26 protein-coding genes and 1 tRNA gene are annotated in these 26,406 nt (G+C 69.9%); 12 read left to right on the top strand and 15 right to left on the bottom strand.

What is annotated here, in order from left to right; translation table 11 throughout:
• On the top strand, positions 1-645 hold a 645-nt coding region (locus tag ABF401_RS08810; protein ID WP_353509170.1), incomplete at its 5' end, for a RecB family exonuclease.
• 183 nt (positions 646-828) lie between these two features.
• Here the strand turns inward: ABF401_RS08810 and ABF401_RS08805 are convergent.
• A complete protein-coding gene (locus ABF401_RS08805; RefSeq protein WP_502908208.1) occupies positions 829-2,217 on the bottom strand; it encodes an aspartate aminotransferase family protein in 1,389 nt (462 codons plus the stop codon).
• 15 nt (positions 2,218-2,232) lie between these two features.
• Positions 2,233-3,744, bottom strand: a complete 1,512-nt coding sequence (locus ABF401_RS08800; RefSeq protein WP_353509169.1) for a CoA-acylating methylmalonate-semialdehyde dehydrogenase — start codon at positions 3,742-3,744, stop codon at positions 2,233-2,235.
• A gap of 59 nt (positions 3,745-3,803) precedes the next feature.
• Between ABF401_RS08800 and ABF401_RS08795 the strand changes: the two genes are divergently transcribed.
• The 4 genes from ABF401_RS08795 (at position 3,804) to ABF401_RS08780 (ending at position 8,172) form a co-directional block, all read left to right on the top strand.
• A complete protein-coding gene (locus ABF401_RS08795; protein ID WP_353509168.1) occupies positions 3,804-5,156 on the top strand; it encodes an aminotransferase-like domain-containing protein in 1,353 nt (450 codons plus the stop codon).
• 52 nt (positions 5,157-5,208) lie between these two features.
• Entirely contained in the window at positions 5,209-6,528 is a 1,320-nt protein-coding gene (locus ABF401_RS08790; protein ID WP_353509167.1) for a sensor histidine kinase, read from the top strand.
• The gene (locus ABF401_RS08785) at positions 6,525-7,199 is read left to right on the top strand and encodes a response regulator (RefSeq protein WP_353509166.1); all 675 of its coding nucleotides are present in this window, start codon (positions 6,525-6,527) and stop codon (positions 7,197-7,199) included. The genes ABF401_RS08790 and ABF401_RS08785 overlap by 4 nt, the downstream gene beginning before the upstream one ends.
• A gap of 412 nt (positions 7,200-7,611) precedes the next feature.
• Positions 7,612-8,172 (top strand): SRPBCC family protein, encoded by a 561-nt coding sequence (locus tag ABF401_RS08780; RefSeq protein ID WP_353509165.1) that lies wholly within the window; start codon positions 7,612-7,614, stop codon positions 8,170-8,172.
• On the opposite strand, the gene ABF401_RS08775 is transcribed toward ABF401_RS08780, so the two are convergent.
• The gene (locus ABF401_RS08775) at positions 8,161-8,871 is read right to left on the bottom strand and encodes an HAD family hydrolase (RefSeq protein WP_353509164.1); all 711 of its coding nucleotides are present in this window, start codon (positions 8,869-8,871) and stop codon (positions 8,161-8,163) included. The two genes, ABF401_RS08780 and ABF401_RS08775, sit on opposite strands and share 12 nt — an antisense overlap.
• 1 nt (position 8,872) lies before the next feature.
• Positions 8,873-12,661, bottom strand: coding sequence for a methionine synthase (gene metH, locus ABF401_RS08770; protein WP_502908207.1), 3,789 nt, complete (start codon positions 12,659-12,661; stop codon positions 8,873-8,875).
• A 163-nt stretch (positions 12,662-12,824) separates the two neighbouring features.
• Between metH and ABF401_RS08765 the strand changes: the two genes are divergently transcribed.
• Entirely contained in the window at positions 12,825-13,679 is an 855-nt protein-coding gene (locus ABF401_RS08765) for a PAC2 family protein (RefSeq protein WP_353509163.1), read from the top strand.
• Positions 13,680-13,767: 88 nt separating this feature from the next.
• Here ABF401_RS08765 and mshC read toward each other — a convergent pair whose 3' ends face one another.
• The 4 genes from mshC to ABF401_RS08745 all read right to left on the bottom strand — a co-directional run bounded on the left by mshC (position 13,768) and on the right by ABF401_RS08745 (position 17,302).
• Entirely contained in the window at positions 13,768-15,024 is a 1,257-nt protein-coding gene (gene mshC / locus ABF401_RS08760; protein ID WP_353509162.1) for a cysteine--1-D-myo-inosityl 2-amino-2-deoxy-alpha-D-glucopyranoside ligase, read from the bottom strand.
• 76 nt (positions 15,025-15,100) lie between these two features.
• On the bottom strand, positions 15,101-15,928 hold the full coding sequence (locus ABF401_RS08755) for an SCO1664 family protein (RefSeq protein WP_353509161.1): 828 nt from the start codon (positions 15,926-15,928) through the stop codon (positions 15,101-15,103).
• Positions 15,912-16,490, bottom strand: coding sequence for a DUF3090 domain-containing protein (locus ABF401_RS08750; protein ID WP_353509160.1), 579 nt, complete (start codon positions 16,488-16,490; stop codon positions 15,912-15,914). The genes ABF401_RS08755 and ABF401_RS08750 overlap by 17 nt, the downstream gene beginning before the upstream one ends.
• Positions 16,491-16,546: 56 nt before the next feature.
• Entirely contained in the window at positions 16,547-17,302 is a 756-nt protein-coding gene (locus tag ABF401_RS08745) for an MSMEG_4193 family putative phosphomutase (protein ID WP_353509159.1), read from the bottom strand.
• 67 nt (positions 17,303-17,369) lie between these two features.
• On the opposite strand from ABF401_RS08745, the gene ABF401_RS08740 reads away from it, so the two are divergent.
• Entirely contained in the window at positions 17,370-18,368 is a 999-nt protein-coding gene (locus ABF401_RS08740; RefSeq protein ID WP_353509158.1) for a magnesium and cobalt transport protein CorA, read from the top strand.
• 31 nt (positions 18,369-18,399) lie between these two features.
• Here the strand turns inward: ABF401_RS08740 and ABF401_RS08735 are convergent, their stop codons facing one another.
• Both ABF401_RS08735 and ABF401_RS08730 read right to left on the bottom strand, forming a co-directional pair.
• Complete coding sequence (locus tag ABF401_RS08735) at positions 18,400-19,260, bottom strand: undecaprenyl-diphosphate phosphatase (protein WP_353509157.1); 861 nt, start codon at positions 19,258-19,260, stop codon at positions 18,400-18,402.
• 117 nt (positions 19,261-19,377) lie between these two features.
• Complete coding sequence (locus ABF401_RS08730; protein ID WP_353509156.1) at positions 19,378-20,442, bottom strand: LLM class F420-dependent oxidoreductase; 1,065 nt, start codon at positions 20,440-20,442, stop codon at positions 19,378-19,380.
• A 79-nt stretch (positions 20,443-20,521) separates the two neighbouring features.
• Here ABF401_RS08730 and ABF401_RS08725 point away from each other — a divergent pair, with 79 nt between their 5' ends.
• The gene (locus tag ABF401_RS08725; RefSeq protein ID WP_353509155.1) at positions 20,522-21,463 is read left to right on the top strand and encodes an aldo/keto reductase; all 942 of its coding nucleotides are present in this window, start codon (positions 20,522-20,524) and stop codon (positions 21,461-21,463) included.
• 50 nt (positions 21,464-21,513) lie between these two features.
• Here ABF401_RS08725 and ABF401_RS08720 read toward each other — a convergent pair whose 3' ends face one another.
• Positions 21,514-21,948 (bottom strand): hypothetical protein, encoded by a 435-nt coding sequence (locus ABF401_RS08720; protein ID WP_353509154.1) that lies wholly within the window; start codon positions 21,946-21,948, stop codon positions 21,514-21,516.
• Positions 21,949-22,078: 130 nt separating this feature from the next.
• Positions 22,079-22,870 (bottom strand): SCO4651 family lipoprotein, encoded by a 792-nt coding sequence (locus ABF401_RS08715; protein WP_353509153.1) that lies wholly within the window; start codon positions 22,868-22,870, stop codon positions 22,079-22,081.
• 196 nt (positions 22,871-23,066) lie between these two features.
• Here ABF401_RS08715 and ABF401_RS08710 point away from each other — a divergent pair, with 196 nt between their 5' ends.
• The gene (locus ABF401_RS08710) at positions 23,067-23,252 is read left to right on the top strand and encodes a DUF5703 family protein (RefSeq protein WP_353509152.1); all 186 of its coding nucleotides are present in this window, start codon (positions 23,067-23,069) and stop codon (positions 23,250-23,252) included.
• Positions 23,253-23,302: 50 nt separating this feature from the next.
• On the opposite strand, the gene ABF401_RS08705 is transcribed toward ABF401_RS08710, so the two are convergent.
• Positions 23,303-24,649 (bottom strand): M20/M25/M40 family metallo-hydrolase, encoded by a 1,347-nt coding sequence (locus ABF401_RS08705; protein WP_353509151.1) that lies wholly within the window; start codon positions 24,647-24,649, stop codon positions 23,303-23,305.
• 134 nt (positions 24,650-24,783) lie between these two features.
• Here ABF401_RS08705 and ABF401_RS08700 point away from each other — a divergent pair.
• Positions 24,784-24,867: transfer RNA gene (locus tag ABF401_RS08700), tRNA-Leu, on the top strand.
• 298 nt (positions 24,868-25,165) lie between these two features.
• On the opposite strand, the gene ABF401_RS08695 is transcribed toward ABF401_RS08700, so the two are convergent.
• Both ABF401_RS08695 and ABF401_RS08690 read right to left on the bottom strand, forming a co-directional pair.
• Positions 25,166-25,339, bottom strand: a complete 174-nt coding sequence (locus tag ABF401_RS08695; RefSeq protein ID WP_353509150.1) for a hypothetical protein — start codon at positions 25,337-25,339, stop codon at positions 25,166-25,168.
• Positions 25,340-25,428: 89 nt separating this feature from the next.
• Complete coding sequence (locus tag ABF401_RS08690; RefSeq protein WP_353509149.1) at positions 25,429-25,638, bottom strand: sigma factor-like helix-turn-helix DNA-binding protein; 210 nt, start codon at positions 25,636-25,638, stop codon at positions 25,429-25,431.
• A gap of 120 nt (positions 25,639-25,758) precedes the next feature.
• Between ABF401_RS08690 and ABF401_RS08685 the strand changes: the two genes are divergently transcribed.
• A complete protein-coding gene (locus tag ABF401_RS08685) occupies positions 25,759-25,980 on the top strand; it encodes a helix-turn-helix domain-containing protein (RefSeq protein ID WP_353509148.1) in 222 nt (73 codons plus the stop codon).
• The coding region (locus ABF401_RS08680) for a Clp protease N-terminal domain-containing protein (RefSeq protein ID WP_353509147.1) at positions 25,980-26,406 on the top strand (427 nt) is incomplete at its 3' end. The genes ABF401_RS08685 and ABF401_RS08680, both read left to right, overlap by 1 nt.

Raw genomic sequence — 26,406 nt, 5'->3', positions numbered from 1 at the left:
GTCCCGCGCGAGTGGGAGCGGATCGCGACCGAGGAGCCGGAGATGCTCTCGTTGCTTGCCGAGCACGACGGCCGGACCGACGAATGGTTCTCGGGCGCCGGGGCCTTGCTCCAGACCTGGTTCGGCCTCGAGGACCCGACCCGTCTCGAGCCGGCGGAGCGGGAGCTCTATGTCGAGACCGAGGTGGACGGGCTCGTCCTCCGTGGCTACGTCGACCGGCTCGACGTCGCGCCCAACGGCGCGATGCGGGTCGTCGACTACAAGACCGGGCGATCGCCCTCGGAGCGCTTCGAGGGCAAGGCGCTGTTCCAGATGAAGTTCTACGCGCTGGTCCTCTGGCGCCTCCGGGGCCAGATCCCTCACCTCTTGCAGCTCGTCTACCTCGGCAACGGAGAGATCGTCCGTTACCAGCCCGACCTGCAGGACCTGCTCGGGGTCGAGCGCAAGATCAAGGCACTGTGGGCCGCCATCGAGCGAGCCGCCGCGCTCGGCGACTGGCGCCCGAGCCCGAGCCGCCTGTGCGACTGGTGCGAGCACCGGAGCCTCTGCCCGGCGTGGGGCGGCACTCCCCCGGACCTTCCCGACGACGCGGCAAGCCGCGCCGTCGACCCAGCCGTGAGCGGTCTGGCCGTCATCGACGACTAGGGTCGTATGCCGCTGAGTTCGCTTCCAGCCCAAGCTGACCAGCACTCCGCGCCTCCTCCCCCTCGTCGAGTGTGCACTTCGGGACCGACGCGGACTGCACAGTCGACGAGGTGGGCGGGAGGTGCGGCACTGCCGCTGGGCTCGGAAGCGAGCCCAGCGGCATACGGCCGGGTCGTCGTTCGGTCAGGACGTGAAGGTGTCGGCCACGTCCAGGGCTTCGTCGAGGATCGCGAGACCCTCCTCGGCCTCCTCCGGCGTCGTCGTGCAGGGCGGGACGACGTGGGTCCGGTTGAAGTGGATGAACGGCCAGAGCCCCCGCTCCTTGCACGCTGCGGCCAAGGCCGACATCGGCCTGGCGGCGTCTCCCGACGCGTTGAACGGGACGAGCGGCTCACGCGTGGAACGGTCCTTGACGAGCTCGACGGCCCAGAAGACGCCGAGCCCGCGGACGTCACCGACGCTCGGGTGCTTCTCGGCGATCTGGCGAAGCCGTGGCCCGATGACCTCCTCGCCGAGGCGACGGGCGTTGTCGATGATGCCGTCCTCGTGGAACGCGGTGATCGACGCGACGGCGGAGGCACACGCGAGGGGGTGGCCGGAGTAGGTCAGGCCGCCAGGGTAGGCCCGCTCCTGGAACGACGCGGCCACCTCGTCCGAGATCACGACGCCGCCGAGGGGCACGTAGCCGGAGTTGACCCCCTTGGCGAAGGTGATGAGGTCGGGCCGGACGCCCCAGTGGTCGACGGCGAACCATTCGCCGCAGCGCCCGAAGCCGGCCATGACCTCATCCGCGATGAGCATGATGCCGTGCTCGTCGCACAAGGCACGCACGCCCTCGAGATACCCGTCCGGCGGGACGAGGATGCCGTTGGTCCCGACGACCGTCTCGAGGATGATCGCGGCGACGGTGTGCGGCCCTTCGACCATGAGCGTGTCGCGCAGGTGGGCCAGGGCGCGATCGCGTTCCTGCTCCTCGTTCTCGGAGTGGAACGCCGAGCGATAGGTGTACGGGCCCCAGAAGTGGACGATCCCCGGCTGCCCCGGCTCGGACGGCCAGCGACGCGGGTCGCCCGTCAGGGTGATCGAGCCGGCGGTGGCGCCGTGGTAGCTCCGGTAGGTCGCGAGGACCTTGTGCCGTCCCGTGTGCAGGCGAGCCATCCGGAGCGCGTTCTCGTTGGCCTCGGCGCCACCATTGGTGAAGAAGACGCAGTCGAGCCCCTCGGGGGCGACCTCCGCGATGAGTCGGGCCGCCTCACTGCGGGCGTCGTTGGCGAACGCCGGCTGGATCGTCGTGAGGCGGGCCGCCTGTTCCTGGATCGCTGCGACGACCTTCGGGTGCTGGTACCCGATGTTGACGTTGACCAGCTGCGAGCTGAAGTCGAGGTACCGCTTGCCCTCGTAGTCCCAGAAGTACGAGCCGTTGGCCCGTTGGATCGGCAGGGGCTCGATGAGGGCCTGCGCCGACCACGAGTGGAACACGTGGTCCCGGTCGAGCCGGTAGACGTCTTCGCGGCTCATGCCGTCCAGCCGCTCGGAGAGCGAGCCTGGCGCCGTCGTGTGGGTGTCAGTCATGAGTCTGCCTGTCTCTCAACGGGTGCGGGGGAAGCCGAGGTCGACGCTCGAGGTGGCGGGGTCGGGCCAGCGCTCCGTCACGACCTTGCCGCGGGTGTAGAAGGTGATGCCTTCGGGCCCGTACATGTGGGTGTCGCCGAAGAGGGAGTCCTTCCAGCCGCCGAAGGAGTAGTACGCGACGGGGACCGGGATGGGCACGTTGACGCCGACCATGCCGACCTCGACCTCGTTCTTGAACTTTCGTGCCGCGCCCCCGTCCCGGGTGAAGATCGCGGTGCCGTTGGCGTACTGGTTGGCGTTGATCAGGGCCAGGCCCTCGTCGAAGGTGTCCACCCGGACGACTGACAGGACCGGTCCAAAGATCTCGTCGGTGTACACCGTCATCTCCGGGGTCACCTCGTCGAGCAGGGTCATGCCGAGGAAGAAGCCATCCTGCGGCACCTCCCGCTCGCGCCCGTCAACGACGACCTTCGCGCCGGCGTCGGCGCCGGCGCTGATGTAGCCGGCAACCTTGTCCCGGTGCTCGCGGGTGATGAGCGGGCCCATGTCGGTGCCCGGCTCACTGCCTGCCCCCACCGTGAGCGACGGCAGCCGGTCCCCGATTGCGGAGACGAGCCCGTCGGCGACCTCGCCGACCGCCACCGCAACGGACAGGGCCATGCACCGCTCCCCCGCCGCACCGTAGGCAGCCGAGACGATGGCATCCGCGGCCAGATCGAGGTCGGCGTCGGGCAGGACAAGGGCGTGGTTCTTGGCCCCGCCGAGAGCCTGGACCCGCTTGCCGTTGCCCGTGCCTCGCTCGTAGATGTACTTGGCGATCGGCGTCGACCCAACGAAGCTGACGGCCGCGATGTCCGCATGGTCGAGGAGCGCGTCGACGGCCTCCTTGTCACCGTGGACGACGGTGAAGACGCCGTCGGGCAGGCCGGCCTCCTTCCACAGCTCGGCGATGAACATCGAGGCAGACGGGTCCTTCTCGCTCGGCTTGAGGACGAAGGCGTTGCCGCAGGCAATCGCGTTGGCGCACATCCAGAGCGGCACCATCGCCGGGAAGTTGAACGGCGTGATGCCGGCGACGACGCCGAGCGGCTGGCGCAGGCTGTACACGTCCACTCCGGCCGAGGCCTGCTCGCTGAAACCGCCCTTGAGCAGCTGCGGCACCCCCGTCGCGAACTCGACGTTCTCGAGCCCGCGGGCAACCTCGCCCGCGGCGTCGGACAGGACCTTGCCGTGCTCGAAGGTGATGATGGCGGCCAGCTCGTCGGTTCGCGCGTGCAGCAGCTCACGGAAGCTGAACAGGACGGCGGCGCGCTTGGACAGCGAGGCCGAGCGCCACTCCTCGGCGGCCGCGACCGCGGTCTTGACGGCAGCGTCGACCTCGGCCGCCGAGGCGAGAGCGACGTGTGCCGTCACCTGCCCCGTGGCCGGGTCGTGGACCCGTGCCGTCCGGCCCGATGAGCCCGGCACCCGCGAGCCGGAGACCCAGTGGTCAATGGTGGAGGTGGTCGGTGCAGAGGTCTTCGTCATGAGACGAGGCTACGTGCCACGATGTAGCCACACAAAGATCACATTGCTACATTACAAACATGCGTGAACTCCTGTCGGCGCTCGAGGCTCGGCTCGACTCCCCCACCGCGAAGGGGCTGGCACAAGCGGTGTCGCGTGCCATTCGCGACGAGGTGCTGGTGCCGGGGGACCAGCTGCCGCCGATCCGCCGCGTGGCCGAGGAGCTCATGGTCTCGCCGACCACCGTCAGCTCGGCGTGGCAGCTGCTCGCCCGCTCCGGCGCGATCCGCTCGGACGGCCGGCGCGGCACCACGGTGGCGCCGGACCGGCTGGGTGGCGCGCGCTACACGACCGCGCTGCGGCATCAACCGGGCAGCCGCCTCGACCTGTCGACCGGTGTGCCCGACCCCAGGCTGCTGCCAGACCTACGCGTCCCACTCGGGCACATCGGCGGAGAGGAGGCGGCACCGAGCAGCTACCTCGACGACCCCGTGCTGCCCGAACTGGGCGATGCGCTGCGGAACGACTGGCCGTGCGCGGTGGACGACCTGCTGGTCGTGGACGGGGCGATGGATGCCCTCGATCTCATCACGCGCACGCTGTTCCGGCCGGGCGACCGGGTCCTCGTCGAGAACCCCGGCTTCCCGCCCCTGCTCGACCTTCTCGAGGACCGTGGTGTCGACGTGGCACCGGTCGGGTTGGACGAGAGCGGTCCGGTCCTTGACGACGTCGCCGCCGGCCTCTCACGCAAGCCGGTTGCCATCGTGATCCAGCCTCGCGGCCAGAACCCGACCGGTGTCTCGATCACTCCCACCCGGGCCAGGCGCCTCGCCTCGCTGCTCGAGCCGACGTCCCTGCTCATCATCGAGGACGACTCGGCCGGCGACATTGCCTCCTCCCCCGACCTGAGCCTCGGGGAGCGGCTGCCCGATCGGGTCCTCCACATCCGCAGCTTCAGCAAGTCCTACGGTCCGGACCTGCGGCTCGCCGGGGTGAGTGGGCCTGCGACAGTGCTCGCGCCGATCCGGCACGCCCGCGCCCTCGGCCAGGGCTGGACGAGTCGACTCCTCCAGCGTGCTCTCGTCGCCCTTCTGTCAGACCCCGGCTCACAGGCCCAGGTCCGACACGCCAGGGGCGAGTATGCACGTCGCCGCGCGCTCGTCGCGGACCGGCTTGCCGAGCACGGGATTGTCGTTCCGGGAACGGACGGCCTCAACATCTGGGTGCCGGTGAGGGACGAGTCGGCCGCCGTCCTGCGTCTCGCCAGCCAGGGCATCGCGGTCGCCCCGGGTGGCCCCTTCGTCGTCGACGGAGCTCCGGGCGGACCCCACATCCGGGTGACAACCGGGTTGATCGCCGACGGCCAGGTCGACGTGGCCGACGCCATAGCCGAGGCTGCCGACGCCTCCGCGTGGTCGGCACAGCACCGGTGAGGGAGAGCCGGGCGCGGGCAGGCCAGATGCTGTGGTCCCTACGATCGACCCTGTGAGAGCTGACCGCACGCCGCTGCACAGGATGGGCGTGCTTGCTGACCTGGCACTCGCCGTGGTGCTCGCAGCGGTCCTGCTCACCGCCAGCGTTCAGGTGGTCGGCGCCTCCGACGTGACGGGCCCGTGGCGGACCCTCCTGATCGCCGGTCTCGTCGTGCTGCACGTGACCGTCCTCGGCCGGTCACGGTGGCCGGCTGCGACCTTCGCTGTCGGCTCGGCGACCATGCTGCTGCTCGCCCTCGCTCCCGACCTCGGTGGTGCGTCTGCCGCAGAGGCCGGCAGCCCGTTCTCCGCCCTGTTGCTGCCCAGCGGGCTCGTGTTCTTCGTGTTGCTCTACTCGGTCAGCTCGAGTGCGGCACCGCCCCAGCCCCAGCTCGCCCTCGCTGTTGGCCTCGTCGGCGGCGGCATCACCGTGGCCAGGCTGTGGGACGCCGGCGAGTACGTCTCCACTCCTGGAGAAGGGGCGGCCTGGAGGCTGTTCGTCACCGCGGCGGTGGCGGCGGGGCTCCTGGCCGCATGGGCTCTCGGCAGGTACCGAGCCACGAGACTCGCGTGGGTGGCGGCGCTCGAGGAGCGAGCCGTGCGTGCCGAGCGGGAGCGTCGGGCCACGGTCGAGCAGGCCCGCCGGGACCTCGAGCACGCGGCAGAGCGGGCCGGGGCCGCGGAGCGCCGCCGCATCGCCCGTGAGATGCACGACGTCGTCGCCCACTCGCTGGCCGTCGTCGTCGGCCAGGCCGAGGGTGGCCGGATGATCGTCGCGACGCAGCCCGCCCGGGCGGCCGATGTGCTCTCGACCATCGCGGAGCAGGGCCGGCTCGCCCTGACCGAGATGCGCTCACTCCTCGGCGTCCTCCGCGAGGACGATGACGCCAACCGCGCACCGCAGCCGGGTCTCGACGAGCTCGAGCGGGTCGTCGACGACGTGAAGCGCGCCGGCACCTCGGTCGAGCTGACGGCCACGGGAGAGCCACTGGGCCTCTCGCCGACCGCCCACGTGGCCGCCTTCCGGGTCGTCCAGGAGTCATTGACCAATGTCGTCAAGCATGCGCCGCCCGGGTCGAGGGCCAAGGTGTCGTTGGACTGGAGCCAGCGCGGCCTCCGCATCCGAGTGGAGGACGACGGAGCCAGCGCCCAGACCTCGAACGCTGACGAACCCGGCCGTGGCCTGCTCGGCATGCGCGAACGTCTCGCCCTCGTCGGCGGCCGCCTCGAGCGCGCCGCTCCGGACCCCTCGGGACACGTCGGGTTCGTCGTCCAGGCCTGGATCCCGACGCCCCAAGACCACCCACCCCACGATGAAGGGACCCGCTCGTGAGCACGCCAGCCAGGATCCGCGTCGCCATCGCCGACGACCAGGAGCTGATGCGGTCGGCGCTTGCCATGGTGGTCCACAGCCAGCCCGACCTCGACCTCGTCGGCGAAGTCGGCGACGGGGCTGCACTCGTGCAGCTGTGCCTTCGCCACCGGCTCGACGTCATCCTCGTCGACGTGCGGATGCCCCGGATGGATGGCATCGAGGCGACCCGTCAGATCGTGTCGAGGGCGGGCGCGCCCAAGGTCATCGTCGTCACGACCTTCGACCTCGACGAGTACGCCTTCGCGGCCATTCGCGCCGGTGCCAGCGGGTTCCTGCTCAAGGATGCGCGAGCCGAGGAGATCGTCGACGCCATCCGGGTCGTCCACGCAGGACACGCCGTCGTCTCGCCGCCCACCACCCGACGCCTCATCGCACACCTCGTCGCGGCGCCGACCACGGACGACGAGGAGGCCCAGCGCGTCCTCGAGCAGCTGACCGCCCGAGAGCAGGACGTCTTCCTCGAGGTGGCCAAGGGCGCCTCCAACGCCGAGATCGCCAAGCGCCTCTTCCTCTCGGAGGCCACGGTCAAGACGCACGTGGGCCACGTCCTGGGCAAGCTCTCGCTCAGGGACCGGGTCCAGGCCGTCGTCCTCGCCTACGAGTCGGGCCTGGTCCGTCCCGGAGCCTGACCAGCGCCCCCTTCCCGAACAGCGCACAGTCCGGTGATCCCCTCCAGCCGTGCCGTATGCCGCTGAGCCGCGCTCGCGCTCAACGCGTCCTCCCAGCGCGCCCGGTCGCCAACCCGGGCGAATTCGCGCCGGGTGCCTTGCCGCGGCCTGGCCCACTGACCCGTCCGGCGAATCAGTGCGTTGCCGATCACGAGCGCACTGACCCGTCCGGCGAATCAGTGCGTCGCTGATGAGGAGCGCACTGAGTTGCGTGGCGACTCAGTGGGCCAGTCGGCGGCGCTGGGAGGGCGCGCGGAGCGCAACCCGGCTCAGCGGCATACGGACTGATTGGGGCAAGGATCCATCTCGAGACTGAGCGGCCCCACGCCTTGCGGGCGATGCGCGCGCCCCGCCCCGGCGCAACGCTCGAGGCATGACAGCGACACACCACCGCCCCCGCTCGCACGAACAGCGTCGCGGACTCCCGTGGACCTGGGGCGACGCGGGCAGGATGCCTCCCCCACCGGGCCCTCCCGGACGCGGGGTTCTCCTCACCCGCGCCGTCCGGGTCCGCGCCGAGGCCCCGGTCGTGTTCGCGTGGCTGGGACAGCTGCGGGTCGCTCCCTACAGCTACGACCTCATCGACAACCGGGGCCGCCGCAGCCCACGGACGATGACCAGGACCGACCCGATCGAGCTCGGTCAGGCCTTCGCGGGCATCTTCACCCTGACCTCTGTCGAGCCGGATCGGTGCATCACCCTGGAGCTGACCGACCGGACGGCGATGGTCGCCTTCGGGCCGGTCACCATCGTGTACCGCACGCTTCCCGAGGGTTCGGCGACCGTGCTGCGCTGCGATCTCCTGCTGCCGCGGGCGCGCAACAGGCTCGAACGCCTGCGCCAGGTGCTGCTCGCGTGGGGAGACCTCTTCATGATGCGCCGTCAGCTGCTGAACCTGAAAGGACTCAGTGAGGGGACGGCCTCACTCGCCTGAGGCGGCTGGAATCGAGGCGGCGCCCGTCGCGACGGCCAGCAGGTCCTTGGCCCGAAGGCCCTCCAGCGTGGCCAGGTGCACCGCTCCCGAGATGGGCGGCACGGCAACGATGTGCGGGATGGCGATGGTGGGCACCCCTGCAGCGGTGGCGGAGCGGACGCCCGTCGGCGAGTCCTCGAGGGCCACGCACGCGGCTGGGTCAGCTCCGATCAGTCGCGCAGCCAGCAGGTAGGGCTCGGGATGCGGCTTGCCCCGGGTCACCGCGTCCCCGGTCACGATGTGCGCGAACGAGCCTGTCGGGAGGCTTTCGACGATGGTGCTGGCCAGGCTGCGCCACGACATGGTGACGAGCACGTTGGGCACGCCCGACTCGTTCAGCTCGCGGAGCAGCTCGAGCGCGCCGGGACGCCACGGGATGTGCCCGCGCACCTGCTCGATGACCCGCAGCAGGAGGGCATCGATGACGTCCGGAACCCCGAGCGGAATACCGGTGTGGTCGATGATGACCTGCGCGGAGACCTCGAGGGCGTTGCCCACGAGCTGGTGGGCCAGCGCATCGCTCCACTCGCCTCCGTGGGCGGCCACGAGCTCGTGCTCGGCCACGATCCAGTAGGGCTCGGTGTCGACGAGCGTGCCGTCCATGTCCCAGAGCACGCCGGCGGGCAGCGCGTCCGCCCGGTGGAGAGGCGCCGTCCCCACGTCAGTCCTCGGGGTCGTAGGCGAGATTCGCGGACAGCCACCGCTCGGCCTCACCGAGCGTCCAGCCCTTGCGCTGGGCGTAGTCGGCGACCTGGTCGCGCCCCAGCCTGCCGACGACGAAGTACTGCGACTCGGGGTGCGAGAAGTACCAGCCGGAGACGGATGCCCCCGGCCACATCGCCATCCCCTCCGTCAGCTGGATGCCGGTGTAGGCCTCGACGTCGAGCAGCTCCCAGAGTGTTGCCTTCTCGGTGTGTTCCGGGCAGGCCGGATAGCCCGGCGCGGGGCGGATCCCCTCGTACCGCTCCCTGATGAGCGCCTCGTTGTCGAGGTGTTCGTCAGGTGCGTAGCCCCACAGCTCCTTGCGTACCCGCTCGTGCATCCGCTCGGCGAACGCCTCGGCGAGCCGGTCGGCCACCGACTCGAGCAGGATGGCGTTGTAGTCGTCGAGGTCCTTGCGGAATGCCGCCACCCGCTCCTGGGCGCCCAGACCGGCGGTGACTGCGAAGGCCCCGACGTAGTCCCGCAGGCCGGTTGCCTTCGGAGCGACGAAGTCCGAGAGGTTGCGGTTTGGGATCCCCGGGCGGTGCTCGCCCTGCTGACGCAGGCAGTGCAGGACCGCGGCCGGCGTCTCCCGGTGCTCATCGAGGTAGACCTCGATGTCGTCACCGACGGAGTTGGCCGGGAACAGGCCCACGACGGCGCTGGCGGTGAGCCAGCCCTCGCTGATGACCCGGTCGATCATGGCCTGGGCGTCGTCGTACAGCTTGCGGGCCGCCTGCCCGCTCGCCGGGTTGTTGAGGATGTCGGGGAAGGAGCCCTTGAGCTCCCACGCGTTGAAGAAGGGCTGCCAGTCGATGTAGCGCCGCAGCTCCTCGACGGGGTGGTGGCGATAGACGCGGACGTGCTGCGTCCTGCCCTGGTGCCAGACGACCGGAGACACGTCCTTCTCCTGCTGCAGCAGCAGGTGCGGACGGGGTGGGTGGTATCCCTCCCAGGAGATGGGCGTCGCGTTGGCCCGCGCCTGCTCCAACGTGAGCAGCGGCCGGTCGTGCTTGGCTGCATGGCGCGCCCGCAAGGCGTCGTAGTCGCTCTTGACCTCGAGCATGAGCCGCGCACGCTGGTCCGCATTGAGGAGGGCGGACGCGGTCGGAACGGACCGGGACGCATCCTTGACCCAGACAACCGGCCCGTCGTACTTCGGATCGACCTTGACGGCCGTGTGCGTCCGCGAGGTCGTCGCGCCGCCGATGAGGAGCGGGATCTCGAAACCCTGCCGCTGCAGCTCCGCGGCGAACCCGACCATCTCGTCGAGGGAGGGGGTGATCAGGCCGGACAGCCCGATGAGGTCCGCATCATGCTCCTTCGCCGCCTCGATGATCTTCTGGGCCGGCACCATGACGCCGAGGTCGATGACCTCGTAGTTGTTGCACTGGAGGACGACGCCGACGATGTTCTTGCCGATGTCGTGGACGTCCCCCTTCACGGTGGCCATGACGATGGTGCCGTTGGTGTCCTTCTGCCTGGCGAGCTCGGGGTCCTTGGCCTTCTCCTCCTCGATGAACGGGATGAGGTAAGCGACGGCCTTCTTCATGACCCGAGCACTCTTGACCACCTGGGGCAGGAACATCTTCCCGGCGCCGAAGAGGTCGCCGACGACGTTCATCCCGTCCATGAGGGGGCCCTCGATGACCTCGATGGGCCGCCCGCCGGAGTCCGTGATCTCGGCACGGAGGATCTCGGTGTCCTCCTCGATGTGGCCGTCGATCCCCTTGACGAGCGAGTGGGTGATCCGGTCGCGGACGGGGAACGACCGCCACTCCTCCTCGCCGACGGCCTCAACGCCCGCTGCGCGGTTGTACCGCTCGGCGATCTCGAGGAGTCGCTCGCCTGCGTCCGGGCGCCGGTTGAGGACGACGTCCTCGATCCGGTCTCGCAGCTCGTCCTCGATCTCGTCGTAGACCGCCAGCGCCCCGGCGTTGACGATGCCCATGTCGAGGCCGGCCGCGATGGCGTGGTAGAGGAACACGGCGTGGATCGCCTCGCGGACCGGGTTGTTGCCCCGGAACGAGAAGGACACGTTGGAGATCCCACCGGAGACCTTGGCGCCCGGGAGGTTCTGCTTGATCCAACGCGTTGCCTCGATGAAGTCCCGACCGTAGGAGGCGTGTTCCTCGATGCCCGTGGCGACGGCGAACACGTTGGGGTCGAAGATGATGTCCTCGGCGGGGAACCCGACCTCCTCGGTGAGGATCCGGTAGGCCCGAGCACAGATCTGGGTGCGTCGCTCCAGGTTGTCGGCCTGGCCGTCCTCGTCGAAAGCCATCACGACGGCGGCTGCCCCGTAGGTGCGCACCAGCCGAGCGTGCTCGACGAACGCGTCCTCGCCCTCCTTGAGCGAGATGGAGTTGACGATCCCCTTGCCCTGGACGCACTTGAGCCCGGCCTCGATGACCTCCCACTTCGAGGAGTCGATCATGACGGGGACCCGGCTGATCTCCGGCTCGCTCGCGACGAGCCGGAGGAAACGGTCCATCGCGGCGACCCCGTCGATCATGCCCTCGTCCATGTTGACGTCGATGACCTGCGCGCCGCTCTCGACCTGTTGGGCTGCCACGGAGAGCGCCGTGTCGTAGTCGCCGTCCTTGATCAGGGTCCGGAACCGGGCCGACCCGGTGATGTTGGTCCGCTCACCGACGTTGACGAAGAGGCTGTCCTCGGTGATGGAGAACGGCTCGAGACCGGACAGCCGCATCGCGGGCGCGATGGGCACGACGTCGCGCTGCGGCTTGCCGTCGACCGCATTGGCGATCGCGGCGATGTGCTCGGCCGTCGTGCCACAGCAGCCGCCGACGAGGTTGACCAGCCCTGAGGCGGCGAACTCCCCGATGATGGCTGCGGTCTCCTCCGGAACCTCGTCGTACTCACCGAAGGCGTTGGGCAGCCCGGCGTTGGGATAGCAGGAGACGAAACAGTCTGCGACGCGGGCCATCTCGCTGATGTAGGGGCGGAGCTCCTTGGCGCCGAGGGCACAGTTGAGGCCGACCGCGAGCGGACGCACATGCCGCACGGAGTTCCAGAACGCCTCCGTCACCTGACCGGACAGGGTGCGTCCCGAGGCGTCCGTGATCGTGCCGGAGACGATGACCGGCCAGCGGCGCCCGAACTCCTCGAAGGTCCTCTCCACGGCGAAGATCGCGGCCTTGGCGTTGAGCGTGTCGAAGATCGTCTCGATGAGCAGGAGGTCGGCTCCGCCCTCGACGAGGCCGCGGGCAGCATCCGCGTAGGCCGCGACGAGCTGGTCGAAGGTGACGTTGCGGGCGCCGGGGTCGTTGACGTCCGGGGAGATCGAGGCCGTGCGGGTGGTCGGTCCCATCGCACCAGCCACCCAGCGGGGGCGGTCGGGGGTCCGCGCGGTCATCGCGTCGGCCTCGCGGCGCGCCAGCGTGGCGGCCTCGCGGTTCAGCTCGTGGGCGAGCTCGCTCATCTGGTAGTCGCCGAGCGAGATGGCGTTCGCGTTGAACGTGTTCGTCTCGATGATGTCGGCACCGGCGTCGAGGTAGCCGCGATGGATCCGGGCGATGAGATCGGGTTGGGTCAGGGTGAGCAGGTCGTTGTTGCCCTGGAGGTCCGTCGGCCAGTCGGCGAACCGCTCCCCCCGGTAGCCGGCCTCGTCCGGCCGTTCCTGCTGGATCGCCGTGCCCATGGCGCCGTCCAGGACCATGATCCGCTCGCGCAGGATCGCGGTGAGAACCTCGGTGGCGTCTGGACGGAGCTCGGTATCGGTCACGGCTCTTCTCTCGTGGATGGCAGGACCCCCAATTCTAGGGATGTCCGCCCGGGTGCCTCAGGTAATGCCGAACTGTGGTCGCCGCGACGTCGCTGCGATGGGGGCGGCATGCGGCATAGGGTGAGATCAAGGGCACCACCGCACCCGGTGAAGAGGAGGCCACGTGCTGGAGTTCGAGGACGTTCCGGAGCTCGTCGACCCGGTCCTCATCGCGGCCTTCGAGGGCTGGAACGACGCCGGTGAAGCGGCCAGCTCCATCGTGCGGCACCTCGCTGACGTCTGGGACGCCGAGCTCGTCGCCGCGTTCGACCCCGAGGACTATTACGACTTCCAGGTGAACCGCCCGCGCGTCAGCACGGAGGACGGGCGACGGGTGCTGTCCTGGCCGACGACGCGCATCCTCGTCGCAACCGAGACCGGCTTCGACCGCGACGTCGTGCTCGTGCAGGGCATCGAGCCGTCCATGCGGTGGCGCGCCTTCTCCGCGGAGCTGCTCGAGCTCGCCCAGCAGCTCGGTGTGACCACGATCGTCACGATCGGGGCGCTCCTCGCCGACGTTCCGCACACCCGCCCCATCCCGGTCACGGCGACGGCCGAGGACGACGCTGCCATCCACCGTTTCGACGTGGAGGCGAGCCGCTACGAGGGGCCGACGGGGATCGTCGGGGTGCTCAGCGCCACGGCGAGCGACGCGGGCGTCCCGGCGGTGTCCGCGTGGGCCGCGGTGCCGCACTACGCCGGCGGTTCTCCCTCGCCCAAGGCGACGCTCAGCCTGCTGCGGCGCATCGAGTCCCTGCTCGGGGTGACGATCCCGCACGGCGACCTCGAGGAGAACGCGCGGGCCTGGGAGCGCGGCGTCGACGAGCTCGCGCAGTCCGACGAGGAGGTCGCCGAGTACGTCCAGTCGCTGGAAGAGGCGCAGGACACGGCCCAGCTTCCCGAGGCCACGGGCGACGCGATCGCCCGCGAGTTCGAGCGCTACCTCCGTGGGCGCGACGACGACCAGAGCGGCCGCTGACCTCAAACCGCAACACACCGAGCACCGGCCAACGCGCCGCGGTTATAACCGACGTGAGGTGTCCGGTGCTCGGTGTGTTGCGGAGGTGTCAGAGGCGGATGCCGAGGAGCGCGTCGAGGGCTCGGGCCAGCACGCCGGGAGCACCGGGGTCGTCACCACCGTGGGTGAGGGACTCCTTGGCCCAGCGGTCGACCGCGGCGAGCGCCCTGGGGCTGTCGAGGTCCTCCGCGAGGGCGGCGCGGACCTCGGCGACCGTCTCCTCCGCTGGGGGGCCGCCGTTGCCCGAGACGGCCGTACGCCAGGTGGCGAGGCGCTCCTGCGCGCTCGTCAGGTCGCCCTCCTCCCAGAACCAGTCCTCGGCATGGTGCCGGGCCAGCAGGGCCAGCCGGATCGCCATCGGGTCCACCCCGCGGCGCCGTAGCTCGGACACGAAGACGAGGTTGCCCTTGCTCTTGCTCATCTTCTCGCCGTCGAGACCGACCATGCCCTGGTGGACATAGGCCCGGGCGAAGGTCGGTTGGCCGCTGAAGGCCCGGGCATGCGCGGCGCTCATCTCGTGGTGCGGGAAGATCAGATCGGTGCCGCCCCCCTGGACGTCAATGGGGACCCCGAGGCGGTTGCAGGCGATGCACGCGCACTCGATGTGCCAGCCGGGGCGCCCGGGGCCCAGCTGGCCGCCGTCCCAGGACGGCTCCCCCTCCCGGTGCGCCCGCCACAGCAGAGCGTCGAGGCGGTTGCGCTTGCCGGCGCGGTCCGGGTCGCCGCCTCGCTCGGCAAAGATCTCGAGCATGCTCGCCTCGTCCAGCCCGCTGACCGAGCCGAACCGGGGGTCGCGGCTGACGTCGAAGTAGACGTCGTTGGCCCCGGCTCGCGAGGCGGCCGCGGCGGGCACGAGGTACGCGTCGCCAGAGGCGAGCAGCTTCTCGATCGGCTCGATGAAGGTGGGGATGCTCTCGACGGCTCCCAAGTACTCGTCGGGTGGCAGGACGGCAAGGGCGGTCATGTCCTCTCGGAAGAGGTCGATCTCCCGGGTCGCCAGCTCCTCCCATCCGATGCCGTCCCGCTCGGCACGCTCGAGGAGGGGGTCGTCGATGTCGGTGATGTTCTGGACGTAGCGCACTGTGACTCCGCTGTCGCGCAGGGCGCGAACGAGCAGGTCGAAGGTGACATAGGTTGCGGCGTGCCCGAGGTGGGTCGCGTCGTACGGGGTGATCCCGCACACGTAGACCGCAGCCGACTCCCCCGCCGCCGCGTTGACGAGCTCGCCCGTCACGGTGTCCCTGACTCGCACCTGAGGTGATCGACCGGGAACCTGGGGGACGAACGCTGCGGGCCAACTTTTCACTCGGCAGACTCTATCCGGAGCCCCGCGCACGCCCCTCCCCTGCCCAGATCACGTGAGCAGGCCTGCTCCTTCAGGGTCAGAGCGGGGGCCAGGGCACGGCGGGCCAGCCCGGGCTCGGCCGGGGGTGGCGACGCCTTCGGAGCAGGCCCTCGACCCGTCCGCGGAGAGCATCGACGTCGGCATGGGGCAGCAGGGCCTCCAACGCGTCAGTCAGGCCGCGTGTGCCATCCTCCAGCGCGTCGAGCAGGCGCTCGAGACGCGCGAGGTCGCCATCGACCAAGGGCTCGCCGGCCCAGCCCCAGAGCACCGTCCGCAGCTTGGGGTGGCTGTGGAAGCTCACGCCGTGGTCGATGGCCCACAGCCGTCCAGTCGAGTCCCGGAGGCAGTGGGAGCCCTTGCGATCGGAGTTGTTGATGACCGCGTCGAGCACGGTGAGGGATCGAACGTCCTCGCGGGTGGAGTGGACCACGGTCACTGCTCGCCCGGACGGGGTCTCCCCGGAGAAGGTGGCGACCCAGCCGGACGGCACCTTTCCCTCCGGAACGAGGTCGACGACCAGGTCGTCGGCGAGTGGCGAGAACGGGTCGCCGATCCACCGTTGCACCGACCCGGGACCGAGCGGACCGTCGCGCAGGACCGTCGGCGGGACGACATGCCAGCCCCCGGCCTCGGACACGAGGTGTGCGGCCACCTCCCGGCCGGCGAGCGTGCCCTCCGGGAAGTCCCACAGCGGCGCTTCCCCGCGCACCGGTTTGTAGATGGCGTGGCCGCCGTCCTCGGCGAGGAGCCGCACCAGCACGGAGAGGTTGGACGAGTCGGCGACGCGACCGACGACCTCGAGATCCCCGAGGAGCGCCGCGTCGTCGGACGCCGCCCGGAAGCCGCCGTCAGCGACGGTAGCCATTGGCCCGGGGGCAGATGTGGCCCGTCGGGTCGAGAGGGCCACCGCAGAAGGGGCAGGGGGGCCGCCCGGCCGCGACGATCGACAGGCTGCGTCGTGCGAAGGCCCGAGCCTGCGGGGGGTCCAGCGTCACCCGGAGCGAGTTCCTCGAGAAGGGCGAGTCCTCGTCCGCCTCGGCACCGCCGGCCACGGGCTCGTCGGCGGGCCCACCTCCCTCGAGCTCGTCCGGGTCGTGGTCGTGACACTCGATGACGAGACGCTGACGACCCTCGTCCCAGGCGAGGGACAGGGTCTGGACGCGCCAGTCCTCCTCGAACGGAGTCTCGAGCGGTTCGGTGTCCTCACGCGCACCGCCGGGCTGCCCGGGCTCGATGGCCGTCGCCGGCGCCAGCTGGTCGAGCACGTCGTTGATGCGGTCGGCCAGGATCGACACCTGCTGCTTCTCGACGGCCACCGTGACGACGCGCCGGCCGTCGCTGGCCTGCAGGTAGAAGGTCCGGTTGCCCGTGGGTCCGACCGTGCCCGCCACGAAGCGTGACACCGGGTCGAACTCCTGGAACGTCATACGAGCGACCTTATCCGACCTTTTCGAGCACCCTGTGCGAGCACCTTTGTCGCGCCCTAGTCGAGCACCGAGGGGTCGTCGTCGGGCAGATCGGCGGCCGCCGAACTTCCCGCTCCGCCGCCGACCTCCGCATCACCGTCGATCCCGGGGCCCGACGACGGGCGGATCGCGTGCAGGTCACCCCCGAGGTCATTGAGCCGGAGCAGGAAGGGCTTGCGGCTCGTGTAGCGCACGACGCTGACCGAGCCCGGGTCGACCACGAAGCGCTGGAAGTCGTCGAGCTGGGCGCCTGCAGCATGGGCCAGGACCGCCTTGATGACGTCGCCGTGCGAGACCGCCACCCACACTGCGTCCGGCCCGTGCCGCTCGAGGACGTGGGCATCAGTCTCTCGCACCGTGCGCAGTGCGCGCTCCTGGACGTCGGCGAGCGATTCCGCCTCGTACGCCTCGGACGCGGGGAACCGCGCCTCACTCGGGCGGTCCTGGACCACCTTCCACAGCGGGTCGGACACGAGGTCCGTGATCCGGCGGCCGGTCCACGCCCCGTAGCGGCACTCCCCCAGGCCCGGGTGCACCGACCGGTTCACCGTGCCCAGGTGACCGGCGATGAGGTCTGCCGTCTGGACGCACCGGTCGAGGGGTGACGAGACGAGCTCCGCGATCCGCAGCTCGGCTGCGGCGATGGCCGCGCCGACCCTGCTGGCCTGCGCCTCGCCCGTCTCGTCGAGGAAGACCCCCGGCGTCCAGCCGGCGAGCACGCCCCCCGTGTTGGCGCTCGACCGGCCATGGCGGACGAAGAGGACAGTGGGCACCCGGCCAGCCTAGACGCGCCGAGCCAGCCCAGCGGCATACGGCGTCGTGCTGTGGTGGAGTAGGGCTGTGATCGTGGACCAGGCCCTCTACCGGCAGGGCCGACGTTTTGAGTGCGGCGACCTCAGCGACGAGCTCGCGACCCTCCGCGACGGCGCCGAGGGCTTCATCTGGATCGGCCTCAAGGACCCGACCGACGAGGAGTTCGAGCTCGTCAGGCACGAGCTCGGCCTCCATCCACTCGCGGTCGAGGATGCGGTGATGGGCAACCAGCGCGCGAAGATCGAGCAGTACGAGGGCTCCCTCTTCGTCGTGCTCAAGACCCTGCGGTACATCGACGAGACGAGTGACATCGAGACCGGCGAGGTCATGCTGTTCATCGGTGATCGCTTCGTCGTCACCGTGCGCCACGGCGAGGGCAACCCACTCGCCGACGTCCGGGAGCAGCTCGAGCAGCATCCCGAGCTGCTGGAGCACGGGCCCCTCATCGTCATGCATGCGGTGATGGACTCCGTGGTCGACCACTACGTCGACGTGGACCGCGAACTCGGCATCGACCTCGACGAGATCGAGGCACAGGTCGTTGGCGACGACGGCGTCGGCAACGCCAATTCGATCTACCGGCTCAAGCGAGAGGTGCTCGAGTTCAGGCGGGCGAGCGGGCCCCTCGCCGACTCCCTGGCGGGCTTCCTGGATCGCGGCGACGGGGAACTGCACGTCGACCTGCGCCACCTGTTCCGTGACGTCGCGGACCACCTGCGCCACGTCAACGACCACATCGAGAGCTATGACCGGCTCCTGACGGTCATCCTGTCCGCGCACCTGGCGAGCGTGTCCGTGCAGCAGAACTCCGACATGCGCAAGATCTCTGCGTGGGTCGCCATCGCCGCGGTTCCCACCATGATCGCGGGGATCTACGGGATGAACTTCGACGGCATGCCGGAGCTCGACGCGAGCGTCAATGTCGGTGGCGCCGAGTACTACTACGGGTACTTCGTCGTGCTCGGAGTCATCGTCGGGGTGTGCCTGTATCTCTGGACGAGGTTCAAGCGCTCCGGCTGGCTCTGACGGGGCGCCCGTCCGCTGAGGGGCCCAGCGTCTAGGTGGCGGTGATCCAGCCCGCGGCGAGAGCGGCGGCCAGCAGGGCGCCGAGGCCGACGCGGTACCACACGAACGGCAGCAGGCTGTTCGAGGCGACGAACCGCAGCAGCCAGGCGATCGAGGCATAGGCAACGGTGAAGGCCACGACGAGGCCGACGACCATGGGGCCGATCCCGAGGCGGACGAGGTTCGCGCGCTCCTCGACCGCCTGGAAGACGCCGGCGGCCGAGAGGGCCGGGATTGCGAGGAAGAAGCTGAGGCGGGTGGCCGTCACGCGGTCGATGCCCCGGGCCAGACCCGCCGAGATTGTCGCGCCGGAGCGAGAGACGCCAGGGATGAGCGAGAAGCACTGGACCAAGCCGATGACGAGTCCATCGACCGGGGTCACGGTGTGCTCCCCCCGGACGGCGCCCCGGCGTTCGTACGCCGTGTGAACCCGCTCAGCGACCACCATGACGACGCTCCACAGCACGAGGGCGATGGCAACCACCCAGAGGCTGCGCAGCGGGCCGGCGATGAGGTCGCGAAAGAGGAATCCCACCACGCCAACCGGGATCGAGCCGATCACGACGGCCCAGGCCAGCCCGTAGTCGGGATCCCTGCGTCCCTCTGACCCTCGCAGCCCGCGGAACCAGGCCCGGGCGAAGCGGACGATGTCCTTGAAGAAGTAGATCAGGGTGGCGGCGATCGCGCCCAGCTGGATGACGGCGGTGTACGCCGTCACAGCGGGGTCGTCGACCTCGAGGCCGAGCATCTTCTCGGCGATGGTGAGGTGGCCCGTCGAGGAGACAGGGAGGTACTCGGTCAGGCCCTCGACGATGCCGAGGATGACGGCGTCGAGGTAGCTCAGGTCAGCCACGATTCACAAACCTTCTGGGTCGACGAACGCTGGTGTGCCGTCCCGATTCGGCCGTCGGATCGCAGCAGGACACAGTGGAGCACCCTATCCCGACTCCCTGTCCGCCCCGAGCGGGGGTCACCGCGCCGGGCTCTGGTGCAGCTCGGCGAGCACGGCGAGGGTCGCCGTTGCCTGCTCGCGGGTCATCCTGCCCCCCGTCGCCACCGCGAGCGTGGTCACTCCCGCGTCCTCGTAGCGGCGCAGACGCTTCGCCACCCGCTGCGGAGACCCGAGCAGCGCCGTCTCGTCGATGAACTCGAGCGGGACGGCCGCAGCCGCCTCGCGATGGTGACCGCCGAGGTAGAGGTCCTGGATCCGCGCCGCCTCCTGCTCGAAACCCATCCGGCAGGCGAGCTGGTTGTAGAAGTTCTGCTCCCGGGAACCCATCCCGCCGATGTACAGGGCGCAGTAGTCGCGCAGCAGGTCCGCGGCGGAGGCGACGTCGTCGACGAGGACGACGGGGGTCGCGGACACGATGTCGAAGCCGGCCATGGGGTCCTCCTCCGTCCCCCGCCCCGCCGCCCGACGCGCCGCAGAGATGACCTCGATCTGCTCGCCGGCGTGCTCGGGACTGAAGAAGATGGCCAGCCACCCATCGGCGATCTCACCGGTCAGCGCGAGGTTCCGCGGGCCAACGGCTGCGAGGTAGACGGGGATGTCGCTGCGGAGCGGACGGGAGCCCAGCTTGAGCGCCTTCCCGGGCCCGTCCGGCAGGGGCAGCTCGTAGTGCGGTCCGTCGTGGGCGACGTGGTCCCGGCGGAGGACGGACCGGACGATCTCGACGTAGTCACGAGTTCGCGCGAGAGGGCTGGTGAACCGGACGCCGTGCCACCCCTCGCTGACCTGCGGACCGGACACGCCGAGTCCGAGCCTGAAGCGTCCGCCGGACATTGTGTCGATCGTGGCCGCGGTCATCCCCGTCATCGCCGGCGTCCGGGCCGGGATCTGCATGACGGCCGACCCCAGGTGGATGCGCTCTGTCAGCGCCCCGATCCAGGCAAGCATCGACGGCGCGTCGGAGCCGTAGGCCTCGGCGACCCAGGCGCTGTCGTAGCCGAGCCGGTCCGCCTCCTGGGCGATGGCCACCATGTCGTGAGCCGCAGCCCCGCGGTCCCAATAGCCGAGGTTCACTCCGAGTCGCATGCTGGGAGGCTAGCGGCACGCCGGTTCTGGCGCGGGAAGGCCAGGAAAGAGGTGCCCAGAGCGACTACCGTGCGTGGTCATGCACAGGCGTGTCGGCTCCTCGGGCCTCCGGATCGCCCCGCTCGCCCTCGGGACGATGACGTGGGGCAACGCGGTCGACCGCCACGAGGCCTGCGACCACGTGCGCGCCTTCCTCGATGCGGGATGCGAGCTGATCGACACCGCCTACGGCTATGGCGGCGGCGACGCCGAGACGTTCATCGGAGAGATGCTCGACCAGGTCGTGTCGCGGGAAGACCTCGTCATCTGCACCAAGTCGGGGATCCATCGCGTGGGCGACGAGCGCCGGATCGACGTCTCCCGGCGCGCCCTGATCCACCAGCTCGACACCTCGCTCCGGCGGCTGCGCACCGACCACGTCGACCTCTGGCTCGCCCACACGTGGTCCGACGACGTCCCGCTCGAGGAGACCCTCTCCGCGCTCGAGTGGGCTGTCGCGACTGGTAGGGCCCGCTACGTCGGCGTCTCGAACTACGCGGGCTGGCAGGTCTCCAGGGCGTTGACGCTGCTGGAGCAGGCGCGAGTTCCCTTGGTGGTCAATCAGATCCAGTACTCGCTCGTGGCAAGGGAGCCTGAGGGCGAGGTCCTGCCCGCCGCCGAGGCTCTCGGATTCGGCGTCCTGGCCTGGTCACCCCTGGGGCGCGGCGTCCTCACCGGCAAGTACCGCTCCGGGGTGCCGGCGGGGTCGCGCGCCACGTCCGCGGACTTCCCGGGCTTCGCCGAACGGTTTCTCGACGAGCACGCCAGGCGCGTGTCCGAAGCGGTCGTCATGGCGGCCCGTGGCCTCGGCGTGACTCCGGGCGAGGTTGCGCTGGCCTGGGTCCGGGACCGGCCCGGAGTCACCGCTCCCGTCGTCGGGGCGAGGACGGGAGCGCAGCTGCGGACCGCTCTGGCCAGCCTGGAACTGACGCTCCCGCCGGAGATCGTGGACGCCCTTGACGACGTGTCCGCAGGGTCGTGACTCCGCGCTGACCAGCGGCTGACCCAGCAGATGAGCTGGCCGTGGCCTGCTCAGGCCTGCGACCTCACGCCGTCCTGCGCCTGGTCCTCGTCGTCATCGAGGTCGTCCAGCCCGTCGTCCTCGCCGAGCTCGTCCTCGTCGTCGAGCTCGTCCTCGTCGTCGTAGTCGAGGTCGTCGTCGTCCTCGTCGAGGTCGTCCTCGTCGTCCACGTCCTCGTACTCGTCGGTGTCGAGCCCGGCATAGACGGTGTCGCTGTCGTCCTCGTCCTCGTGACCGTCGAAGTCGTCGCCGTAGACGGCCAGCGGCGTGGCGACCTCGGTCGCGTCGAAGAGGGCCTCGTCGTACTCGTCGAACGCCTCGGCGAGGTCCTGGGCCGCTGCGATGACCATCGGGTGGTCGGGATCCCGTGTCGATCCGGCCGCCTCGTAGTGGCGTTCGAGGGCACTGATGAGCCGCTCCAGGGCTGCGCGGGGCTCCACGGTCATGACTCGACCGTAGTCGACGCACGTCGCCGAGGACACCGAATGGGGCGACCGTAAACCAGCGCAACACGACACGGCCCGCGAACGCGCAGGGCGTTCGCGGGCCGTTCACCCGTTGGTCAGGTGGGGAGCGTCAGGAGGTGGGCACCTCGACGACGTCGGCGGCCTTGGGAGCCTTGATGTCCACCGGCTCGCCGTACTTGCTCATCTTCATCTCCGCCTTGACGTCGGAGACGGAGTAGACGACCTGACGGATCCGGTCCTGCGCATCCAGCCACATGTCGTAGGTCAGGGTGTCGGGCAAGCCGGCGGCACCATCGGGCAGCGAGTCGCCAAGCGCCTTGGTGTCCATCGTCACCTCGTAGCGCTGCAGGCTCTCCCCGTCGACGGTCTCAGGGCCGACGAACTTCACGTCCTTGATGGCCTTCTCGTACGTCTCGGCCATCTTCGAGGGGTCGGCCTGCTCGAGGGACTTCTCGAACTCCTTGGCCATCTCACCGGTGACGGCCATCTTGGCCCACTTGCCCTCCGCCACGCCGGGGACGCCCTTGAGGTAGAGGACCTTGTCGAGCAGGATCATGTCGAGCTTCATCGCGCTGCCCATGTCCATCGACATCTGCATCGCCGGGCTCTTGGGGTCGATCGTCGTGTCGCCGGACATCGTGATCTTCTCGCCCTTGGAGTCCATGACCATCTCGATGTGGGCGCTGGTCATCTGGTCGCTGCCCGCCTTGATGGCGGTGATGAAGGCGTCCTTGTCCGCATGGCCCTGCGCCGCCGTGGTTGACGTCTGCGGCGCCGGGCTGACCGCGGTCGTCTGGTTGGCGGCCGGGGCCTCCGTCTGGGTCGCCGTGCCGCAGGCCGCGACGAACGCAACGGGCAGCACGACCGTGGCAATCGCGAAGCGGCGGGTCCTCTTCAACATCTGGTGCCCTCCTGGGCCGATAAAGCCCGCGGGGCGGGCAGTTCCCCCGATCCCCCTGGACCGGACCGTGAGACCTTACCTCAGGTAGCCCGCCCCACGCCGCCCACCCGAGCGCCGGTGTCGGCCCCGAGCGCCGGCCGTGGCAACGCCCGAAGTTCCCGGCTCGGGCGCCTCGGTGATGTCACAATGTTCCGCGATGACCGAGTACGAGTACCGCATCCTCACGTTCGACCGGCGCACCTCCAAGGCAGCCGCGCGCCAGGCCGTCCGTGAGCACGCCGAGTACGGCAGGTGGGAGCTGGCTCGGTCAGTCCGGTACGAGGGTGGGATCCACCGCTTCTGGCTGCGGCGCAAGATCATGCGCGTCCAACGCACCGCCTGACCGCCGCACTGCCTCGAGCGGGTCCAGCTGCTTCAGCAGGGTCAGCAGGGTCAGCAGGTACGGAGGAAGTCCCCCAGTACTCGGGCCCCGAACTGCAAGGACTCGACCGGGACCCGCTCGTCGATGCCGTGGAACATCGGCGCGAAGTCGAGGCCGGCCGGCAGACGCAGTGGCGCGAAGCCATAGCCTCGGATGCCGAGGCCCGCCAGCGCCTTGTTGTCGGTGCCACCGGACAGGCAGTACGGCAGGACCGCCGCTCCGGGGTCCGCACGCAGCAGCGACTGCTTCATCGCCTCGACGAGGTCGCCGTCCCACGGCGCCTCGAGCGCGATGTCGCGATGGACGACTTCGACCTCGACGTGCTCCTCCGCGAGCTCACGGACCGTGGCCAGCAGCGAGTCCTCGTGCCCCGGCAGGAAGCGGCAGTCGACGGCGACCGACGCCGACTGCGGGATGACGTTGTGCTTGTAGCCACCCTCGAGCATCGTCACGTTCGCCGTGTCCTGCAGCGTTGCACGCACGAAACCCTGCGCCCCACCGAGGACGGCCAGGAGCGGGTCGAGCCCAGCGGCATACGGGATCTGGGTGAGCCCGCTGAGGCCGTCGAGGAGCTGCTTGACGGAGGCGATGTACTCGCGGGGCCACTCGTGGCCCGCGATGCGGCCGATGGCCGCGGCGAGGCGGACGATCGCGTTCTCGTCGTTGGGCACCGACCCGTGGCCGGCGCGACCATGGGCGTGGAGGCGGAGCCAGATGATGCCCTTCTCCGCGGTCTGCAGCAGGTAGGCGCGCTGCTCCCCCTGGGGAGTGGGGACCGTCACGCTGTAGCCCCCGACCTCGCTGACCGCCTCGGTCACGCCCTCGAACCATCCGGGGTGCCGGTCGACGAGCCAGTGACTTCCGTGCACTCCCCCGGCCTCCTCGTCGGCGAAGAACACGAAGGTCGTCGTCCGGGCCGGCCGCGTCCCGGTCCGTGCGAACTCGCGCAGGTTCGCCAGGATCATCGCGTCCATGTCCTTCATGTCGACGGCGCCCCGCCCCCAGATGCAGCCATCGCGCTCTTCGGCGGCGAAGGGGTCGACCTGCCAGTCGGCCGCATTGGCGGGGACGACGTCGAGGTGGCCGTGCACGGCGAGCCCCGGGCGTTGCGGATCCTCGCCCTCGAGCCGCAGGACGACGGTCGAGCGCCCCGGGTTGCTCTCGAGCAGCTCCGCCTCGAGCCCGACCTCCGCGAGCTCTGCCATGACGTACTCGGCGGCCTTGCGCTCCCCCGGTCCACTGCCGTCGCCATAGTTGGACGAGTCGATGCGGATCAGGTCCCGGCAGATCCGCACCACCTCGTCCTCCGCGGTCGGCAGGGGCGCTTCGGGCGTGTCCTTCGCGTCGTGGCTCGTCATGCCGTCAGGGTATGCCGCTGAGCTCGCCGGGTGCCCGCCACCCGTTTGGTCATTTGCCGGGACGCCGTGCTACCGTTTCACCTCGCCGCAAGGGAGTTCCCAGACGTGCGTCGGGACCGCTTGCACATCACCTTGTCGGGGTGGCGGAATGGCAGACGCGCTAGCTTGAGGTGCTAGTGCCCTCTAAGGGCGTGGGGGTTCAAGTCCCCCTCCGGACACGTTCAACCCCCATAAACGCTCGGCTGCAGCGGCGAACTGCGACTCCCTCGCAACGGCCTGCCGACCACGGCTCGCCCTGATCCGAGGATGACGGCGGCGACCTTGACCACCACGGCGGCCGGCCGCCCGGCAGTCAGGTGCGCGTACGTGTCGAGTCATGATTGAGAAGTTCACGGCGCTAAGGCGTTTTTGTAGCACTATGAGTCGTATTCGACGTTCGATACGAGTGTCCTATGTGAGGCGAGGACGCGTACCAGACGTGGCAGTCGCGCCACCGCGCCGGGCCGGCGGATGACCTCAGGACAACGTGGCGTCCCACTCGTGCAGGTCGGCGGCGTCGCGGGCTTGTTGCAGCGCGTCCATCGTGCCGGTCTTCTTGCTCTTGCCGTAGCGCTCGCTGCGCCAGCCGCACGTGCACACCGCCTGGGTCATGCCCTCGCCGAGCTCGATGACCTGCGTGTGGTGCTCCACTCCGGCCATTGTGCTCGCGGAACTTCACCGACGCAGGGCATGTCCGCTCTCGTCGGGGCTGGCCTGGGAAGGATCCTCGTGACGGCGACTCAGACAGCCAGCATCTTCTGAATGGCCTGCCGGGACACACCGAGCTCCCGGGCGATGTCGGCCTGAGACAGCCCGTCGTCGAGCAGGCTCTTCATCAGCTCACGCCGCTCGGTGGCCAGCTGTTGCGCGAGCCGCATGTGTTCCAGGGCCTGCGCTCGTACCTCCTTGATCCGGCGGAATGTTTGCTCGTGCGGAGTCTGCGTTGCCATGCCGTCCAGTTTGACAACCGGCGGTTGTCACGTCAACCGGGTGTTGTCGCGCGATCCTTGGTCGAAAGCGAGCGTCAGCAATTGTTGACGCCAGAGAGGTTGTCAGCATATGCTGACGCCATGGAAAGCACTGTGCAGATTGCGGAGGGCGCTGCCAGCCACGACCCCGACGTGGGGCTACGCGCGGTCGCGGCGCTGCGGACGCTGGCCGAACGCCTGGAGCTCGTGCAGGTCGGGAACGCGCGAAGGCTGGGCTGGTCCTGGCAGCAGATTGCCGATCGGCTGGGGGTCAGCAAGCAGACGGTCCATCGCAAGTACGGCCGGCGCTTCGGGAGGCGCTGATGTTCGAGCGCTTCACCGCTGATGCTCGCACCGTCGTGATCCATGCGCAGCAGCACGCCCGCCGTCTGGGACACCGCTACATCGGCTGCGAGCACCTCCTGCTGGCGCTCGCGGCGACGGAAACACCGGCCGGCGGCGTGCTGCGCGAGCACGGCGTCACACCCGAGCGAATCGAGGAAGAAGTCGTGCGGCGTATCGGGCTGGGCGCCGCGGCGGCCCTGTTCGCAGACCTGGATCGCGATGCACTGGCCAGCATCGGTGTCGACCTCGACGCGGTGCGCGCGCGAATCGAGGCGTCGGTGCCACCGGAGTCGCTCACCCGCGCCGGCCAGGTCGTGCAGTGCTGGCCCCGCCGTGCGGGCCGCGGCCGCCCGGTCGCACTGTTACACCGCTGGCGCCGGTGGCGTCGCGCGCGGCGTGGTCTCG

The organism is Intrasporangium sp. (assembly GCF_040414665.1).
GTDB lineage: Bacteria > Actinomycetota > Actinomycetes > Actinomycetales > Dermatophilaceae > Intrasporangium.
This window is presented reverse-complemented; position numbering and strand designations above follow the sequence as displayed.